Source organism: Qipengyuania sp. L-5Y, assembly GCF_056859455.1.
In genome coordinates this window covers 547,053-565,341 of record NZ_JBSXOM010000031.1, presented here as the reverse complement: position 1 = coordinate 565,341, position 18,289 = coordinate 547,053, and the positions used below count along the sequence as shown (strand labels likewise).

Genomic DNA, 18,289 nt, shown 5'->3' with positions numbered 1-18,289 from the left:
GCGCGCATACTGCGAACGGGTGGTATCGGTCCACATCACTGATCTCCAGAAGTTCTTCGCAAAACTCCTGAATCAGCCCTGGATTTGGCCGTCAAGCTAACTCGCTGATATCACCCAACTTAGTTTCGGGTCAGGCTCTTAAATGTTTTCCAAGTTGTCCGCCACGAGAAGTATATACGGCAGACCCCTTCATGGCGACACGCATGGCCCAACAGATCAGGGTCGATATGATTGGTTCGGTGGTGATCATTGAAAAGTCACGTGTCCCTGGAAAGACTGTGCGCCAACTGGCCGACTATGTGTCCATGCGCAGTTTCGCATCCGTGAACGATATACCAGAGGGCGAACCACACACTACGCCGACTATCCTGTCTTTATTCAACAATGGCGGTCTGGCACCGGGTGGACTGAGCCCATTTGACTGGTCCTATCTTAAGGCACTGTATAACCTTCCTCGCACTGCGCGAGGTGCACAGATTCATGATGCAACATGGTCCGCCTACCGCAAGCGTGCCTTGAAACTCAACGCAGAACCAAGCTCAGACGAATGATCTTACCTGATCGCGCAGCCTAGCGCTCAGCGAGTTGGGGCCCGCTTCGAGCAGTTCCACCTCGACCAGATCGCCGATCGCCACGTCGCCTTCGAACCACGCGCTTTGCAGCCATGGGGTCTTGCCGAGCCACTGGCCCGGCAGCTTGCCCTTGCGTTCGACGAGGACCTGGCAGGTCTTTCCGACGCTTGCCTCGTTGAATGCGAGCTGATCGCGGTTGAGAGCCGCCTGCAGGCGCTGGAGGCGTTCGTCCATGACCTCTTTTGCCACCTGCCCGTCCATCGTGGCGGCGGGCGTGCCGGGGCGCGGCGAGTATTTGAAGCTGAAGGCCTGCGCATATTTGACCTCGTCGACCAGCGCGAGGGTTTCTTCGAATTCCGCGTCGGTTTCGCCGGGGAAACCCACGATGAAATCGCCCGAAAGCGCAATATCGGGGCGCGCGGCGCGCATATCTTCCAGCAGCCGCAGGTAGCTGTCTGCCGTGTGACTGCGGTTCATCGCCTTGAGCACGCGGTCCGATCCGCTCTGCACCGGCAGGTGCAGATAGGGCATCAGCTTTTCGACCTCGGCATGACACCTAACCAGCCCTTTTTCAAAATCGTTGGGATGGCTGGTCGTGTAGCGAATACGCTGCAATTCCGGTATCTTGGCAAGCTCTCTTATCAACCCGTCCAGCCCGCAACTGTCACCTTTCGCATCCACACCGCTCCACGCGTTGACGTTCTGCCCAAGCAGCGTGATTTCACGCGCGCCGCGCTCCGCCAGACGGTGCGCTTCCTTTACCAGATCGGCGAAGGGGCGGGAAATCTCCGCGCCACGCGTATAAGGCACGACGCAATAGGTGCAGAACTTGTCGCAGCCCTCCTGCACCGTAAGGAAAGCTGTAGGAAAGCGTTTTGTCCGCTCCGGCAAGGCCGCGAACTTGGCAATGGCAGGCATGTCCGTATCGGTGGCCCGTTCGCCCTGAACCGCCTTGTCCAGCATGTCGGGCAGGCGGTGATAGGCCTGCGGGCCGACAACCATGCTGACCGCCGGGCTGCGAGCCATAATCTCCTCGCCTTCGGCCTGCGCGACGCAGCCTGCTACCGCGATCAGAGGTTCCTTGCCGACCTTGCGCCCCGCCTTGGTAAGGCGCCCGATGTCCGAATAGACCTTCTCTGCCGCCTTTTCGCGGATGTGGCAGGTGTTGAGGACCACGAGATCGGCTTCTTCGCCCTCGGGCGCCGGCACGATCCCGCGCTTGTCCAGCATGTCGGCCATGCGCTCGCCGTCATAGACGTTCATCTGGCAGCCGAAGCTCTTGACCCTGTAGGTCTTGGGGGCGGTGGTCGGTTTCATAGCAGGTGTGCGCCAATAGCGAAGAAGAGGGGTTCCTTCAATGAGAAGGGCGGCACATGGCCGCCCTTCCCGTCTAATTGCTGACCGGATCGGTTACGAGACGGTCGCCTTGACGATCTTGCCTGGGTCACGCGGCGGTTCGCCCTTGGGCAGCGCATCGATATGCTCCATGCCGCTCTCTACCTGGCCCCAGACCGTATACTGGCCATCCAGGAATTCGGCGTCGTCGAAGCAGATGAAGAACTGGCTGTTCGCGCTGTCGGGCACCTGGGTGCGGGCCATCGAGCAGGTGCCGCGGGTGTGCGGTTCGCTGTTGAATTCGGCCTTCAGGTCGGGCTTGTCGCTACCGCCCATGCCGGTGCCAGTCGGATCGCCGCCCTGCGCCATGAAGCCGGGGATGACGCGGTGAAAAACGACGCCGTCGTAAAATCCTTCACCGACGAGTTCGGTGATCCGTTCGACGTGGCCCGGAGCCAGATCGGGGCGCAGCTTGATTACCACGTCCTTGTTTTCGCCGTCGCCCGTGTCGAGTGTGAAGGTCAGCTTCTCAGCCATGTGTCGTGTCTCCTGTAAATCGATTGGCGCCTACATAGGGATTGTGCAGAGCGTGTCACCCTCTGCTTGCAATCCCATGGCGGGTGCCTAGAGCGATGCTCATGTCGGAGAGCGACCGCCCCCTCGATGAAGACGGATTCCTGCTCGCGCACGAGCCGGCCGAGGAAGGTCGCCCGGACGACCGCATCGACGACGAGCGCATGGACGAGGAAAATACGTTCAAGCCGGAGTTCGTCCGGGCCGTCGAGGATGCGCTCGAGGAGGGCGACACCAAGGCGGTCTACGAACTGGTCGAGCCGCTTCACCCGGCCGACATTGCCGACCTTCTTGAACTTCTCGAACGGCAGGAACGCTACCAGCTAGCCGCCGCCATAACCGATCTGATGACGTCGGAGGTGGTAGCCGAGCTGAACGATTATGTCCGCGAGGACATGATGGAAGCGCTGCCGCCCGAGGCCGTGGCGCAGATCGTCGATCAGCTCGAAACCGACGACGCCGTCCAGCTGATCGAGGATCTGGACGAGGCCGACCAGCGCGCCATTCTGGCCGAGGTCGAACTGGAGGACCGGATCGCAATCCAGTCCGCCCTGTCCTATCCCGAGGAAACCGCCGGCCGTCTGATGAGCCGCGAGTTCGTGGCCGTGCCCGAACATCTGACGGTGGGCGACCTGATCGATTACCTGCGCGACGGGCGCGACCTGCCCGACGAATTCTTCGAAGTGTTCGTGGTCGACGAAAAGCATCATCCGGTGGGAACCTGCGCCCTGTCATGGGTACTGCGTGCGCCGCGCAATGTAGCGCTGGCAGACGTGATGAAGCGCGATCAGACGCTCATCCCGGTCATGCTTGACCAGGAAGAGGTCGGCCTGATGTTCCAGAAATACAATCTGATCAGCGCTGCCGTGGTCGATGAGAACGATCGGCTAGTCGGCCAGATGACGGTCGACGACGTGGTCCACATCATCTCCGAAGAAGCGGGCGAAGACGCCCTGCTGATGTCGGGTGCGGGTGATGGCGACATCAACGAACCGATCCGCGAAGCCTATTCCGCGCGTGTTCGCTGGCTGATCGCCAATCTGGGCACGGCGCTGGTCGCATCGCTCATCATCGCCATGTTCGGCGCAGCGATCGAGCAACTGGTTGCCCTTGCCGTGCTGATGCCGATCGTCGCCAGCATCGGTGGCAATGCGGGCACGCAGACCATGGCAGTGACCGTCCGTGCAATCGCCACCAACCAGCTGACGCGCAGCAACACGCGGCGCATCCTGCTGCGGGAAATGCGCGTGGCAGTACTCAACGGCATGACCATCGCGGTCCTCATCGGGCTGGCAACTGGCGTGATCTTCCGCCCGATGCTGGGCGGCGTCATCGCACTTGCCATGATCATCAACGTGGTCATCGCCGGGCTCGCCGGCGTGCTGGTGCCGGTGATCTTCGACAGGCTCGATCAGGACCCGGCAGTGGCCAGCAGCGTCTTCGTGACCATGATCACCGATTCCATGGGATTCTTCGCGTTTCTCGGTCTTGCGGTGGCCAGCGGTATCGTCGGCAGCTGACCGGCGGCATTACTCTTTCACGAGCGGCGAACTGGCCCCGTCCTGGGTGAAGGTCGCGCCCGTGACGATCCCGTTGTCCTTTGCAAACACGATCTCGGCGTTGACGGCCCGCCAGAAGAATTCCGCTTCCGAACGCGGGAAGATCGGCAATGCGCCCTGCCCCGTGATCGCAGCCATAAGCTGATCGCCCTTCCGCGTGACGACGAGGGCCAGATCGGGGTTGAACCGATAGGTGCCGGTAACCCGGTCCAGTTGTTCCTGCGACAGCTTCACTTCCGTGCGGTCCACGCCTGTAGGCGCTTCGGGAACGGCTTTCGCCTCCGCGATCGGCGCACCGATCAGCACGTGAAGCGCGATATCCTGCGCAGACGGTTCGGCGGCGGAATTGGTCAGGGCCACAACCCCGCGACCGGTGGCCGGCTGCAGACCCATGTAGGAGCGGAAACCACCTGTCCCGCCGCCGTGCCCGATCACTTCGCCCGCCGGGGCCATAGTGATCATCCAGCCAAGACCGGCCTTGAATCCCGGCCACTGCCTCGTCTCGCCCAGCGTCAGTTTCATGGCCGGAGCGATGGGAGATTCCGGGTCGAGAGCTGCCTTGAGAAAGATATTCATGTCGTGCGCCGTTGAGCGCAATCCACCAGCGCCGGCGAGAACCGCCAGATTCCAGGCACTGGTGGGCCGCATATATTCGTCGAACCCACCGATGAACCGAGCCTGCTGATCGGGCGTGAGCGTAATGGCGGTATCTTCCATTCCCAGAGGATCAAGGATGCGGGTTCGCAGCAGGGTTTCGAAATCGCTTTTCGCCGCGCGGGCCAGAACATAACCGAGCAAGCCGACGCCGAGGTTCGAATAGCCATACTGGCTGCCGATCTCTCTGGGCAATTCATAGCCGGCGAGAAAACCGAGCAGGTCCGCCTCGGTGTAATCCGCATAGGGATCCGTGACATCGGACGGGCTGAGATTGTCGGGCAAGCGCGGCAAACCCGAATCCTGCTGCGACAGATTTCGAAGAGTGATCTGCCTGCCGTCGCGCCGGGGCATTGTGGCGCCGTCGGGAAGGTAACGCTCGACAGGGTCATCGAGGGAAACCGTCCCATCGAGCACCATGTCGGCCAGCAGAAGCCCGGTGAAAACCTTCGTCATCGAGCCGATCTCGAACAAGGTTCGCGCATTCACGCTCGCCTCGTCGCTGGAAATTGTGCGCGCATTCGCCGCTTCCACCGTACCGACGATCATTTCGGCGCCGGGTCTGCCGGCAAGCCGATCGGTTATGGCTGTCCGGATAGCGTCGTCAGTCGGCATTTCCCAATTGTTTGGCAGGGATGGCGGTTTGACCTCGGCGGTCCGTTCGGGGGGCTGGCCGGCGCTCAGGGTCAGCGGAAACTGCATTCCTGCCTGGCTGAACACCCCCTGCCAGGCTGCGGCCTCGGCATCCCACGTGCCCGAATAGGCTGCCCCTATGGCGGGGACGGAGAAGGATAGAGTGTCGGCATCAGCCGCCACTTCCGAAAGCGGAATGTCGAAGGCTTTCTGATCCGGACTGTCGAGCGTACCCACAAGGGCCCCGTCCGCCGCTCGCTCGAGAGCGACGCCGATCGTCAGACTGGTGCCGTTGAGGTCGAGACTGCCGCGCCAATAGCCGTCCGCCTGCTGCGCTACTGCCGGCGCTGCAGCGACAAACGCTGCGACGATACCGGCATTCCCGATGTGGCTTCTGATGTTCAAAGCACGCTCCCCAGGCTGAATTGCCTGGGCATTCTTACGCCTGATGCCGATCAGATCAATGTCGCGCCGCTTTTGGCACTATCGGCAAAATGCACTTGAGTGCGGCGCCCCATCATCCCATCTGTTCCCCATGCCGCTCAATCTGACCAAGATCGCTTTCGGGGCGCAAAGCTATGGCGATATCGAAAGCTGGTATGCGCAGCGGCGCAGCCCGAACCTGACCACGCGTTATCGCCCGACGAAGTGGGAAGAGTGCATCGGCGGATCGCTTTACTGGATCCATCAGCACAGCATCGTGGCACGCAGCGAAATCATTGGATTTTCCGAGACGGCTGACGGGCGCTGGTCGATCGACCTCAAGCCCGAACTCGTCCGCGTGCATCCCCGCCCGAAACGTGCGCATCAGGGTTGGCGTTATCTCAAGGGAGACGTGCCGCGCGATCTGGCCGAAGGCGAGGACATTGGCGACGCGCTCCCGGGGAAACTGGCAGGCAAGTTGGAGCGCCTCGGACTGATCTGATTTGGTGGAACACGGCACAAGCCCTTGCTTTAGAACGATTGTGACCGTCGGACGACCGGAAGATTTCAGTAATAAGTATCTGTTTTTGCGGGCATTTCCGCTCTATCGTTTACGCCATGGTAAGGGGGCTGACCTAGGGCGCGGCTGACTTCAACAGCGTAGCGCCCCCCATGACCGACCAGCCGAATTTTGCCGATAGTTTCGCTAGCAAGGGCCACCCGCGATTATGGGGTGAACGGGCTGCCACAAGCCAGGCCGAAGGTCGGAATGACATCCTCCATCGCTATGGCTTCGTGCGCACCAGCATTGCGGGAAAGGTCCGCGTGTTCACAATTTCCTTCACGGTGATCCTGGTTCTGCTGGGTGTTATCCTTGGCGGCGCACAAGCCGCCCTCACCGCCCGTTCCGATCAGGCAGGCGCCAGCGCATCACGCGCTATGGCCGCTGCGCAGCTCGCGACGTCGATCGCAGAAAGCCGCTATTTCGCTTCGCGCTTCGCCGCGAGTGGCGATTCCGAGGTCATCAGATCGGCTTTCGCGACGCTCGAACAGGCACACACCGAGGTCGAGGCGACAATCGCGCTGAAGGGTGGAGATGCCGCTTCGCGCGAGCAGATGGAATGGCTGGTCACGCAGGTCGAAGGCTTCCGCCCGGAACTACGCGCCCTGCAATCGTCTATCGATGCACATGGTCCTTCCGCCACAGGCGACGCATTGGCGAACGCGATCGACATAAGCGGAGACCAGCTGGCGCAGCAGTCGGCAGACATCGAAGCCGCCTTGATCGCGCAGTCGGATGCCGCCCAGCAGTCACTCGAAACGCTGAAGACCTGGACCATGGTCATCGCCCTGACGCTGATCGCGGGTTGTATCGCGCTGGTCCACCTCGGCGCCAAGGCACTTTCGGAGCAGGTTTCGGATTCACTGGGCGAGATCACGGGCGCGATGACGAGCTTGGCCGGAGGCGACCGGTCCATCGCCATACCCGGCACCGGCCGAGAGGACGAGATCGGCGAAATGGCTAGAGCCCTGGTAGTATTCCGCGAAAGCGCCGATGCGCTTGCGGACCTTCAGCGAAAGGCACGCGAAGAGCAGAATGCGGTCCTTCGGCGGTTGGTCGATGATTTCCGCGGCGGTGTAGGTGAAGTAGCCGTAAGCGTTGCGCAGGCTTCGCGGGAGCTTCAGTCAACGTCGACCGACATGGCCGGAGCTGCAACCCAGACGATCGGTTTCGTTGAGCAGGTTTCGCGCGACATGGTAGAAACGCAGATCGGCGTCACCGCGGCCGCCGCGGCCAGCGACCAGTTTGCCCTCTCTATAGCGGAGATCGGCAAGCAGGCGGGCAATTCGGCTAGCGTGGTCCAGGACGCGCGGCAATCGACCGAACTGGCCGACACCAAGATGGCTGAGCTGGCTCACGTGGCTGAAGAAATTGGCGGTGTCGTCGATCTGATCGGAGCGATTGCCGACAGGACCAATCTCCTCGCCCTCAACGCCTCGATAGAGGCAGCGCGCGGTGGCGAAGCCGGGCGCGGCTTTGCGGTCGTCGCCTCCGAAGTGAAGGACTTGGCCCGGCAGACCCGCGATGCAACCGGCGAGGTGGCCGCCCGTATAATCGGCATGCAGGCAACGAGCCGGGAGAGCGTCGATGCCTTGGCGCAAATCGGTGAGCGCATTCGTGAGGTCGAACTGACGGCGACCGCCATCGCGCAAGCAGTCGACGAACAGTCGGTTTCGAGCCGCGAACTGGCGCGAAACCTCGACCTTGCGGCCAATGGCGTCGACAACATCGGCAGCAGCATCTCGCAGATAGCACAGATGGCCCGCAATACGGGCAAAGCTTGCGAGCAGGTACTCGCTTCTGCCGATACATTAGACCTGACCGCCCACGATCTCGATGCCCGCTCGCGGGAGTTCGTGGAATCAGTGCGCGCAGCATAAGTCCAGAATCTCGGAACAGGCCCCCTCCCTCGCCCATTGATTCGGCAAAGGAGAATGTACCAATGCCCGAACGCCAATCGCGTCACCCCGACAACGAATTCATCGAGGAAATCACCGAAGGCGACACGCCATCGCAGCAGGGTTCCGCTGGCGGTGAAGTCAACCGCCGTGTGGGCAAGCGCGGCGAAGAAAACAGCGCTACCGACCCTGCCAACCGCGAGCCGGAAACAGGCTCGGACAATCCCGATCAGGATGCTCGGAAAGGCGAAAAGACGCTTTCCGCCATGCAGAATTCGCGCAGCAGCTAGATCGGCGCAGCAGCGATCAGGCCGGAATCTTTGCCGCCACCCGTCGCAGTGCATCCGCGTAGGCTTCGGGTGGCTGAGCGCCGGGGATCATGAACTTGTTTTCTACGATCATCGCCGGAACTCCGGTGATGTTCAGGTCCCAGGCAGCGCTCTCTTCCGCGCGAACCTTATGGGCCAGTTCTTCGCTCTTTAGCGCAGCTTGCGCTTCGGAACGATCGAGACCCACGCTTTCGGCGATATCCATCAGGACCTGATGATCCGCAATGCGGCGACGCTCGTTGAAATGCGCCTTGAACAGCGCAAGTTTGAGTTCGGTCTGCTTTTCGGGTCCGAACCGCTCGCCAGCCCATGCCAGCAGCTTGTGTGCATCGAAAGTGTTCCACATCCAGCGCTGCGGCTCGGGATCGGGACCTTCATAATCCAGCGACACGCCAGCGCCTTGGGCCGCTTCGCGCATCCGGCCCTGTACCGCCTTGGACTGTTCGGGGGTGGAGCCATATTTACGCGCGATATGCGCGGCGCTTTCTTCCCCTTCGGCCGGCATGTCGGGATTGAGTTCAAAGGCGTGCCAGCGCACATCCGCCTCGATTTCGCCGTCGAGCAGTTCCAGCCCCTTCTGCAGGGATCCCCAGCCGACCAGACACCACGGGCACATCACGTCGGACCATATGTCGATCCGCAAGGTTCGCGGGCTGTTCATCGATCTATCCACCACTGCATCAGGTGATGCGCTATAGCATGCGGCGGAGGGGCGACGAAGCGGCCGTTTCCCGCCAGTGCCGCATCAACCTCCTCACGCGTGTACCAGTCGATTTCGGCCATCTCGGTTTCGTCGATGGTAAGTTCCTCGCTATCGGCATGGCTGTGGCAGCCGATCATCAACTGGCTCGGAAACGGCCAGGGCTGGCTCGCGACATAGGTTACATCGCGCACTTGCACGCCCGATTCTTCCAGCACCTCCCGCGCGACAGCCTCTTCAATGCTCTCACCCGGCTCGACAAAACCGGCGAGTGCCGAAAAGCGGCCCTCGGGCCAGCCGAGACCGCGGCCCAGCATCAGCCGTCCTTCGTGTTCGACCAGCATAATCGTGACGGGGTCGGTGCGCGGGAAATGGCTGGCACCGCATTGCGTGCAGTCGCGCTGCCAACCACCCTTGGCCAGTACCGTCTCACCGCCACAGGCAGCACAGAAACGATGGCGCGCATGCCAGTCGATCAGGCTGCGAGCACCGCCATATAGCGCGAGATCGTCGGGCTGCAGTGTCGCCATCAACGACCATAGTTGCGGGTTAGCCATGCGCGGAGCGGCGTCTCCGCGCGGCGGAACCGCAGCGAAACAGGCCTTGCCGTCATCGAGTCCCAGAAAGCACAGCTCCGCATTCTCTGGCGCATCTGCCAATGTGCCGAATGCCAGCCGCCCTTGATCGTCCAGCGACGGCATCAACCCGTCCAGCGCCAGCAACCGCGCTTTCCAGTTCATATAGCCGCTAAGCCGTTCCGGATCGGCGCGGACATGGTCGGCGCGGTCGAGGCGCGAGCCAGTGAAGGAGAGCACGGGTTAGCTCTTCGCTCCCTGCATGACGGCAAGGTCTTCCAGCACCGCCTTTGGAAAAGCGTCGTGGACCGGGTAGGCTTCGGACGGCATGTACTGCGTCATCAGATTGGCGCGCAGGCCGACCTTGTAGCTTACCAGGGCGACCGTACCGGCAGCCCCGCCCCAGCCGTAGGCGCCGTCGCTTACGCGCCCGCCCGCGCCGAAGCCCTGGCCTTCGATCCACGTACCCTTGGTCGTGGCGGTTTCCGGAAGAAGGTCCGAGGTGCCAAGCTTCACGGCCTTTTCGCTCATCACGCGCCGTCCGTCGATGACGCCGTATCCCAGCAGCATTTCCAGGAAACGATCGTAATCGCGCGGGCTCGATACCAGCCCGGCGCCACCGAACGGGAATGGCGGTTTGTCGAGGAAGATCGACGCCCGCGCCGGGTCCATCGGCAGCGGCGAGCCGTTCATGATCCCATAATTCGTCGTCAGACGGCCGATTTCGCTTTCCGGCACGGTGAACCAGGTACTGGTCATGCCGGTGGGTTCGAAAATCCGCGTGCGCAGGAATTCATCGAACTTCATGCCCGATGCCACTTCGATGACGCGCCCCATCAGATCGAGCCCGACAGAATAGCTCCATTTCGAACCCGGCTGCAGCACCAGCGGCATCTTGGCCAGCCGGTCCGCGAAGACATCCAGTCCCTTTACTGCCGTCGCGCGACCGAGGCCGGGAAGCGGAAGACGGCTGACCTGACCCGGGATCAGGCCCTGTTCGGTATAGGCCGCCGCGATCGGGCCTTTCTGCACGATGTTGTAGCCCAGACCTGCAGTGTGGGTGAGGAGCTGGCGCACCGTGATCGGGCGTTCGGCCGGGACCACGTCGGTGATGGAGCCGTCATAGGTCTTCTGCACCATCATGTTGGAATAGGCCGGGAGCAGTTCCGCGATCGGCTGATCGAGCCCGAGTTTGCCTTCGTCAATGAGGATCATCGCTGCCATGCCGGTGATCGGCTTGGTCATGGAATAGATCCGATAGAGACTGTCGGCATCGGCCTTGACCGTTCCGCCCAATGCCAACGTGCCGCGAGCGATATAGAGAGGCTCCTTGTCGCCCCATCCAAGTGTCGCGACCATGTTCGCCACCTTGCGTTCGGTCACGTATTTCTGGACCATCGCGCTGACGTTCTTCCAGTCCGCAGCAGCTTCGCGAGCGAAAGCCATGCGGCCCATCGGAGCACCCGCCAGCGCCGCCCCTGCGGTAAGCCAGGCGCCCCCGCGCAGCAGCGCGCGGCGGGACATGCTGGGGGTGTCGAACTCGCGATAGGCCATTCGTCTCTCTCCGATACTCTGTTTACGAAGGTTTGTGCGTGAGCGGCGCAGGGCCGTCAATTGCGAATTGAAACTGTTGCATTGCCCCGGTGCTTTACCCATACCGAACACATGCTGAACCTTCTCTCAATCCTGTTCGGACTCGTGTCCCTCGTCGTCGTCATTCCGGCGACTATTCCTCTTCTCGGCTGGGCCAACTGGTTCGCACTGCCGCTGATCGTGATCGGCGTGGTGCTTGGCCAGTTTTCGTCGAGCAACGGGGGACGGAATTTCTGCCTCATCGTCCTGCTGATTGCGGCGATCCGGCTGTCGCTTGGCGGCGGGCTTATCTAACCCGACTGCGCCAACCGGGCAGCCTTGGCAAACAAGGTCGGCAGACCTGCTTCGTCGAGGCTGTCGATCGGCCACCATTCGCCCTGGCCGTCAGGTCGGCTCGCCCCGAGGCTGGTGAGGACCGTCAGCTCGAGCGAGAAATGGGTGAAGGTGTGGCGCACGACGCCGGCGCTCTCCCATATCCCCGGTGATGGCGTTTGCATCGAACCGCTGGAGCGGGCGTTCCAGCCATCGTCAGGCAAGGCGCGCATGCCGCCGAGAATGCCGGTGCCGGGACGCCTGACGAGCCACACGGCCCCATCGTTTTCCATCCAGTAGGCCTGCCCCTGTCGCACCGGTTTCGCCTTCTTCGGGGCCCTGACCGGCAATCGTCCCGGATCGCCCTCGGCCCTTGCCTTGCAGGCGTTCGACAAGGGACACAGGAGGCATCTGGGATCGCGCGCGGTGCAGATCGTCGCGCCGAGGTCCATCATGGCCTGCGCAAAGTCGCCGGCACGCATATCGGGTGTGATGGCATCGGCTGCTATGCGAATGGCCTTGCGGGCGGCCGGCAGCGGTTCCTCGATAGCGAACAGTCGCGCGACGACGCGCTCGACATTGGCATCGACCACCACGGCACGTTTTTCAAATGCGATCGCTGCGATTGCCGCAGCGGTATAGGCCCCGAGGCCCGGCAATCTGCGAAGGTCGCTTTCCGTTTCGGGAAAGTGCCCCAGTTCGGCCACAGCCCGCGCGCATTTCACCAGATTTCGGGCCCGCGAGTAATAGCCCAGCCCCGCCCACGCCGCCATGACGTCTTCCTCGGGCGCTGCCGCAAGCGCCTCCACATTGGGCCAGCGCGCGAGAAACGCTTCGAAATAGGGTTTCACCGCGGCGACCGTGGTCTGCTGGAGCATGACTTCCGACAACCAGACGCTGTACGGTTCCGGCGGAGGCGTTCCCGGCTGTGCGCGCCACGGCAGTTCGCGGGCATGCGCGTCATACCAGTCGAGCAAATTGTCAGAGACAGTGGCGGCCACCGCTTGCCTATGGCATGGAGCCAGGCGACATGGGAAGCGACAAGACGAAATCCGAGGCGAAACACTACCGGCGTCCACGCGGCGGCGTAGCCAAGCCTATCAGCGACCTCATGCCGCAGATCGGGCGCAGCGCGTTTCGCCGTTACGGCTTCGTCCAGAGCTCGGTCGTCAGCCGCTGGCCTGAAATCGTAGGCGAAATACACGCCCGGACATGCACACCCGAAATGATCCGTTTCCCGCCGGGCGAGAAATCCGAAGGCATCATGCATCTGGTGGTCAAACCTGCACATGCGCCGCTGGTCCAGCAGGTCATTCCGGAAATAATCGAACGGGTGAACCGGTTCTTCGGATATCGTGCCGTCGCCCGGATCAAGCTGCGGCAAGGCGAGGTTAAGCCACCACCGGGAAGAGAGGCGCAGAAAGCGCCGCCTTCGCTCAAACCGATTCCGATGGAATTGGGTGACAGTCTGCGCGATATCGGAGACCCGGAATTGCGTACGGTGCTGGAATCGCTGGCGCGCAGCATGGGGTCTCGAGAAGACGGGGATGACATAAAGTGAAAATCAAATCGTTGGCCATGGCAGCGCTCGCGCTGGTCGTTGCGAGCACGCTGGCTCTTGGCGCAAATGCGCAGGAACGCTTGATGAAGCCCGGCGGCAACTGGGCCGGTATGCTGCAGGCATCCGATGGCGGGCATCTTTTCGGCAACCCGGAAGCCGAAAAGAAGCTGATCGAATTCATGAGCTACACCTGCTCTCACTGCGCGGAATTCGCGCGCAAGGGCGATGCGGCAATCAAGCTGTCCTACGTTCCCACCGGCAAGATCAGCTATGAAGTCCGCCACTTGATCCGCGACCCCGTCGATCTGACCGCCGCGTTGCTGACCCACTGCGGCGATGAAAAGAAGTTCGGCGGCAATCACGAAGCGATCATGTATCGTTTCGACGAATGGATGGACAAGGCGCGCAATGCGACGCAGGCGCAGCGTTCGCGCTGGCAGTTCGGCACGAATTCGGCGCGGTTCCAGGCGATCGCCAGCGACCTCGATTTCTACGAAATAATGGAAACCCGTGGCTACCGCCGGGCCGATCTCGACCGGTGCCTGTCCGATGAAGCGAAAGCGAAGGCTCTGGCCGATACTTCGGCAGCCGATGTTGCGAAGTACCAGCTTACGGGCACGCCCAGCTTCGTACTCGATGGCAAGCTGCTCGAAGCGCATGACTGGCCTTCGCTCGAGAAACGTCTCAAGGACGCAATCTGAAGACCAGTTAACCCGTTTTTCGGGGGAAAGCCCTGTGGATACGCACAATAGCGCCTTTCCTTGGGGACATCCCCCGGCATAGCCTCCCCAGCATAGATACGAGGATTTTCATGACCAAGACCTTGCGTTTCGCCCTTGCCGCTCCGCTTGCCCTGGCGCTGGCCGCCTGCGGGTCGGGTGCAGAGGAAACCGGTGAAATCAAGGGCGATGCCATTGCCGCCATCCCCGCACCCGCAGGTACGGAATGGCGCAGCACGGCAGTCATGACCGACGATGGCGGCGTACTCGTCGGCAATCCCGACGCCCCGCTCAAATTGATGGAATACGGCTCGCTCACCTGCCCGACCTGCGCACGGTTCGCGGTGGAAGGCAGCGAGCCCTTGATGGAATATATCGACAGCGGCGTCGTCAGCTTCGAACTGCGCCAATACGCCATCCATGGCCCGCTCGACCTGCTGCTAGGCCGGCTGACCCAATGCGGCCCCGTAGAAGCGGTCCTGCCGCTTTCGGACCAGGTCTGGATGAATTACGAAACTATCATGCAGCCGATCCAGACCAATCAGGCCGCTTTCGAAGCAGCGATGCAGCGCCCGATGCAGGAACGCTTCGTGGTGGCCGCGGAACAGATGGGCTATCTCGACTTTTTCGCCGCACGCGGGATTAGCGAAGATCAGGGACGTCAGTGCCTGGCCGATACCGCCAAGCTGGAAGAACAGGCGAACTTCACCCAGCGTTACGGCAGCGAATTCGACATTACCGGCACCCCGACCTTCAAGCTGAACGGCCGCGATGTCGATGCCAACACCTGGGCCGGGCTTGAACCGATACTGCAGCGCGCCGGCGCCAGGTAAAGCTGGCAACGGGGGGCCGGGACAGGAATGGAGATCTCGAAGCTCAAGCTGAGTGGCTTCAAGAGCTTCGTCGAGCCCTCCACCTTGCATATCGAACCGGGGCTGACGGGTGTCGTCGGCCCGAACGGTTGCGGCAAATCCAACCTGCTCGAGGCGATCCGCTGGGTGATGGGCGAAAACTCGCCCAAATCCATGCGGTCGGGCGGAATGGAAGACGTCATTTTCGCCGGTACGCAAAGCCGCCCGCAGCGTGATTTCGCCGAAGTCGTTCTCAACGGCGCGGACGATGACGGCGACGAGATGGAAGTCGTCCGGCGGATCGAACGCGGCGTCGGCAGCGCCTATCGCCTGAACGGGCGCGACGTGCGCGCAAAGGACGTGGCGCTGATCTTCGCGGATGCGGCCACCGGCGCGCACAGCCCTGCCCTCGTCAGCCAAGGCAAGATCGCGCAGGTCATCGCCGCCAGGCCCACCGAACGGCGTCAGATGCTCGAAGAAGCCGCGGGCATCGCGGGCCTCCACGTGCGGCGGCGCGATGCCGAAAGCAAACTGCGGCAAACCGAAACGAACCTCGAACGGCTCGAAGACATCATGGCCGGGCTCGACAGCCAGATCGCTTCGCTGCGGCGGCAGGCCAAGCAGGCGGAACGCTATCGCAAGCTGTCCGACGAGATAAAGACCGCCGAAGCGCGGCTGGTTTTCGCCCGCTGGCGCGACGCGGCGGCGGCTGCGGAAGAGGCGAAGAAAGCAGCGGCGGCTGCCGAAGCCAGGGTAAGTGAGACGCAGAAAGCTGCGGACGAGGCCCAGAAGGCGCAGCGTAGTGCGGCCGAAGCGCTGGCGGAAGCGCGCGAGGAACAGGCGGACCGCCGGGACGATGCGAGCGCGCACGGGCACCGCATGGCGGCACTGAGCACCCAGCTCGAAGCGGCCGAGCAGCGGCTCGCCGATCTCGACCGGCAGAAGGCGCGGCTCGAAGCCGACAAGGGCGATGCAGACCGGTTGACGCGGGATGCGGCCGAGGCGCTTTCGAAGCTGGAGCGCGATCTGGCCGAGAGCGAGAAGGCTCTCTCCACGGACGAGGAACGCCGCCCTGCCCTCGAGCGCGCGCAGGAACAGGCCGAGCGGGACAGCCGCACCGCCGAACTCGCGCTGGCCAAGGCGACAGCGGACAACGCCGGGGTCGAGGCGGAGTGGCGCGTGGCGGAGGCCGAGATCGCCCAGGCGAAGGCCCGCCTCGAGCGGACCGAAGCGGAGGCACGCCGCATGGCGCAGCAGCGCGCCGCGCTGGCCGGTGAAGATCCGGATGCCGATGTCGATGCTGCCAAAGCCGCAGCCGAAGACGCCGGGTCATTGCTTGCGAGCCTTCGCGCACAGCTGGAGGGCATGCAGGCGCGTAAGGCGGAGCTACAGGCCGAGCGCGACGAGGCATCGTCGCACCTCGCCGAAGCCAGGGCCGAACTGTCCGGCGTACAGCGCGAATGGGAAGCGCTGAAGCGCGACCGGGAGGCGCGCGAGCGGGCGATGTCCAAGCGCAGCGGTCGCCAGCAGGCGATCGATGGCGTGCGGGCGACCAAGGGATACGAGCGGGCCGTGGCCGCGGCGCTGGGCCGCGATGGCAAGGCGCTGCTGGGCGTGCCGGAGGGCGATGCGGAGGGGCGGTACTGGACCGGAGCCGATGCGCCCGCGCCCGTGGAGGACAGCCTGTCGGCCCATGTCCAGACCTGTCCCGCGGAATTACGCGCTTTGCTGGCCCTTGTGCATGTCGCGCAAGACGACGATGGAAGGGCACTTGAGCCGGGCCACGCGCTGGTGACAATGGCGGGGCAATTGCGCCGCTGGGACGGTCTGGTGGTGCGCGGCGAAGGTTCTGCGGAGGCCGCACGGCTCGAAGCGGAGAACCGCTTTGCCGAACTCGACCAGCGCCTGCCTGCCCTGCAAGACGCTGCAACGCATGCCAATCATACGCTTGATCGGGCCGCCGAACAGCTGGTGAACGTTCAGCGGGATCTGATCGCGGCGGAACGCGAACTGGCCGGCGCCGCCGATGCCGAGCGACAGGCGCTGCGCGCACTGGATCAGGCCGAAGCCGCGCGCGAGAGACTGGCGGCGCGGCTGGAGGAGCTCGACCGCAGCGAGGCCGAGCATGGCGAGGTGATCGCCTCGGCCAGGGCCGATCTCGCATCCGCCGAGGCCAAGCGCGATGCCCTGCCCGATCCCGCAGCCGGTCGCGCATCGCTGGAAGCGGCGCGCGCCAGCAACGAAGCATCCCGGTCGAACCTGCAGGCCCGTGCGGCGGAACTGGCCGCCCACGACCAGGCGCTCGCCGTGGCGCGCGAGCGGGCATCGGCCCAGCGCAGCGACATCGCGAACTGGCAGGCCCGCAGCGGCGATGCCGCACGGCGCCTGTCCGAGATGGAAATCCGGGCGGAAGAAATCGAGGAAGAGCGCGCGATCGTCGCCGCCAAGCCGGAAGGGCTGATACGCGAGATCGAACAGGGCGATCAGGTCCGCGAGCGGCTGACGCGCGAACTCGCCGCAGCCGAACAGGCGGTGGCCGAGGCGGACGGCGCCGCACAGGACGCCGACCGCGCCTTTGCCGCAGCCAACGAGGCGCTGGCCGATGCGCGCGAGAACCGCGCTGGCCTTGCCGCCCGCGCGGAAAATCAGGACAGCCGCCGGATCGAGATGACGCGGATCTCGGGCGAACGGTTCCAGTGCCCGCCCCCGCTGCTGCCCCAGCGCTTCGAATTCGACGAGGACGCCATCCGGTCCGCCGAGGCCGAGAGCGAGGAGATGGACCGCCTGACCGCCAGCCGCGAGCGCATCGGCCCGGTCAATCTCGTCGCCGCGGACGAGCTGGAGCGGATCGAGAGCGAGCATGGCACCAATGCCGCCGATCAGGAGGAATTGCGCGAGGCGGTCAGCCGGTTGCGCGGATCGATCGGCAATCTCAACCGCGAAGGGCGCGAGCGGCTGCGCACGGCGTTCGAGCAGGTAAACGACCACTTCCAGCGCCTGTTCAACCGGCTGTTCGAAGGGGGCGAGGCACACCTTGCGCTGATCGACAGCGACGATCCGCTGGAAGCAGGGCTGGAAATCTTCGCCCAGCCGCCGGGCAAGAAACTGCAATCGCTGACCCTGCTTTCGGGCGGCGAACAGGCGCTGACCGCCACCGCGCTGATCTTCGGCCTGTTCCTGACGAACCCGGCACCGATCTGCGTGCTGGACGAAGTAGACGCGCCACTGGACGATGCCAATATCGACCGGTTCTGCGACCTGCTGGACGCGATGGTGCGCGAAACGCAGACCCGTTATCTGATCGTCACGCACAACGCCGTGACCATGAGCAGGATGCACCGCCTGTTCGGGGTGACGATGATCGAAAAAGGCGTCAGCCGTCTCGTCAGTGTGGACCTTGGCGGGGCAGAGGAATTGCTGGCCGCGGAATAGGCTGGCCG

General features: G+C 63.3%; 17 protein-coding genes. 10 read left to right on the top strand and 7 right to left on the bottom strand.

Going from position 1 to position 18,289, the window contains the following annotated elements; translation table 11 throughout:
- Positions 1-203: 203 nt before the first annotated feature.
- Positions 204-551, top strand: coding sequence for a hypothetical protein (locus tag AC13F2_RS13620; RefSeq protein WP_482965509.1), 348 nt, complete (start codon positions 204-206; stop codon positions 549-551).
- Here the strand turns inward: AC13F2_RS13620 and miaB are convergent.
- Both miaB and AC13F2_RS13610 read right to left on the bottom strand, forming a co-directional pair.
- Positions 540-1,889: a tRNA (N6-isopentenyl adenosine(37)-C2)-methylthiotransferase MiaB gene (gene miaB, locus AC13F2_RS13615; protein WP_482965508.1), complete on the bottom strand. Its 1,350-nt coding sequence runs from the start codon at positions 1,887-1,889 to the stop codon at positions 540-542. The two genes, AC13F2_RS13620 and miaB, sit on opposite strands and share 12 nt — an antisense overlap.
- Before the next feature lie 93 nt (positions 1,890-1,982).
- Positions 1,983-2,444, bottom strand: a complete 462-nt coding sequence (locus AC13F2_RS13610) for a peptidylprolyl isomerase (protein ID WP_482965507.1) — start codon at positions 2,442-2,444, stop codon at positions 1,983-1,985.
- Between the two features lie 101 nt (positions 2,445-2,545).
- Between AC13F2_RS13610 and mgtE the strand changes: the two genes are divergently transcribed.
- Positions 2,546-4,000: a magnesium transporter gene (mgtE, locus tag AC13F2_RS13605; RefSeq protein ID WP_482965506.1), complete on the top strand. Its 1,455-nt coding sequence runs from the start codon at positions 2,546-2,548 to the stop codon at positions 3,998-4,000.
- A 9-nt stretch (positions 4,001-4,009) separates the two neighbouring features.
- Here mgtE and AC13F2_RS13600 read toward each other — a convergent pair whose 3' ends face one another.
- Positions 4,010-5,731 carry a serine hydrolase gene (locus tag AC13F2_RS13600; RefSeq protein WP_482965505.1) on the bottom strand — a complete coding sequence of 574 codons (1,722 nt, stop codon included), beginning with the start codon at positions 5,729-5,731 and terminating at the stop codon, positions 4,010-4,012.
- Between the two features lie 130 nt (positions 5,732-5,861).
- Here AC13F2_RS13600 and AC13F2_RS13595 point away from each other — a divergent pair, with 130 nt between their 5' ends.
- The 3 genes from AC13F2_RS13595 to AC13F2_RS13585 all read left to right on the top strand — a co-directional run bounded on the left by AC13F2_RS13595 (position 5,862) and on the right by AC13F2_RS13585 (position 8,499).
- Positions 5,862-6,251, top strand: a complete 390-nt coding sequence (locus AC13F2_RS13595) for a DUF1489 family protein (protein ID WP_103023108.1) — start codon at positions 5,862-5,864, stop codon at positions 6,249-6,251.
- A gap of 170 nt (positions 6,252-6,421) precedes the next feature.
- Positions 6,422-8,191, top strand: a complete 1,770-nt coding sequence (locus AC13F2_RS13590; RefSeq protein ID WP_482965504.1) for a methyl-accepting chemotaxis protein — start codon at positions 6,422-6,424, stop codon at positions 8,189-8,191.
- 62 nt (positions 8,192-8,253) lie between these two features.
- Complete coding sequence (locus AC13F2_RS13585) at positions 8,254-8,499, top strand: hypothetical protein (RefSeq protein WP_221597684.1); 246 nt, start codon at positions 8,254-8,256, stop codon at positions 8,497-8,499.
- Between the two features lie 16 nt (positions 8,500-8,515).
- Here the strand turns inward: AC13F2_RS13585 and AC13F2_RS13580 are convergent, their stop codons facing one another.
- From AC13F2_RS13580 to AC13F2_RS13570, 3 genes are all read right to left on the bottom strand, one after another.
- A complete protein-coding gene (locus AC13F2_RS13580) occupies positions 8,516-9,199 on the bottom strand; it encodes a DsbA family oxidoreductase (RefSeq protein ID WP_482965503.1) in 684 nt (227 codons plus the stop codon).
- Positions 9,196-9,978: an NAD(+) diphosphatase gene (nudC, locus tag AC13F2_RS13575; protein ID WP_482965522.1), complete on the bottom strand. Its 783-nt coding sequence runs from the start codon at positions 9,976-9,978 to the stop codon at positions 9,196-9,198. Before nudC ends, AC13F2_RS13580 begins: the two co-directional genes overlap by 4 nt.
- A 78-nt stretch (positions 9,979-10,056) precedes the next feature.
- Positions 10,057-11,367, bottom strand: coding sequence for a serine hydrolase domain-containing protein (locus tag AC13F2_RS13570; protein WP_196848124.1), 1,311 nt, complete (start codon positions 11,365-11,367; stop codon positions 10,057-10,059).
- Between the two features lie 111 nt (positions 11,368-11,478).
- On the opposite strand from AC13F2_RS13570, the gene AC13F2_RS13565 reads away from it, so the two are divergent.
- Positions 11,479-11,700, top strand: coding sequence for a hypothetical protein (locus AC13F2_RS13565; protein WP_103023102.1), 222 nt, complete (start codon positions 11,479-11,481; stop codon positions 11,698-11,700).
- Here AC13F2_RS13565 and mutY read toward each other — a convergent pair.
- Positions 11,697-12,719, bottom strand: coding sequence for an A/G-specific adenine glycosylase (mutY, locus tag AC13F2_RS13560; RefSeq protein WP_482965502.1), 1,023 nt, complete (start codon positions 12,717-12,719; stop codon positions 11,697-11,699). The two genes, AC13F2_RS13565 and mutY, sit on opposite strands and share 4 nt — an antisense overlap.
- A gap of 29 nt (positions 12,720-12,748) precedes the next feature.
- Here mutY and AC13F2_RS13555 point away from each other — a divergent pair, with 29 nt between their 5' ends.
- The 4 genes from AC13F2_RS13555 (at position 12,749) to AC13F2_RS13540 (ending at position 18,281) form a co-directional block, all read left to right on the top strand.
- A complete protein-coding gene (locus AC13F2_RS13555) occupies positions 12,749-13,279 on the top strand; it encodes a DUF721 domain-containing protein (protein ID WP_234003093.1) in 531 nt (176 codons plus the stop codon).
- A complete protein-coding gene (locus tag AC13F2_RS13550) occupies positions 13,276-13,980 on the top strand; it encodes a thioredoxin domain-containing protein (RefSeq protein ID WP_482965501.1) in 705 nt (234 codons plus the stop codon). The genes AC13F2_RS13555 and AC13F2_RS13550 overlap by 4 nt, the downstream gene beginning before the upstream one ends.
- 110 nt (positions 13,981-14,090) lie before the next feature.
- Positions 14,091-14,831: a thioredoxin domain-containing protein gene (locus AC13F2_RS13545; protein ID WP_221597689.1), complete on the top strand. Its 741-nt coding sequence runs from the start codon at positions 14,091-14,093 to the stop codon at positions 14,829-14,831.
- Between the two features lie 27 nt (positions 14,832-14,858).
- Positions 14,859-18,281, top strand: a complete 3,423-nt coding sequence (locus AC13F2_RS13540; RefSeq protein WP_482965500.1) for an AAA family ATPase — start codon at positions 14,859-14,861, stop codon at positions 18,279-18,281.
- Positions 18,282-18,289: the final 8 nt, after the last annotated feature.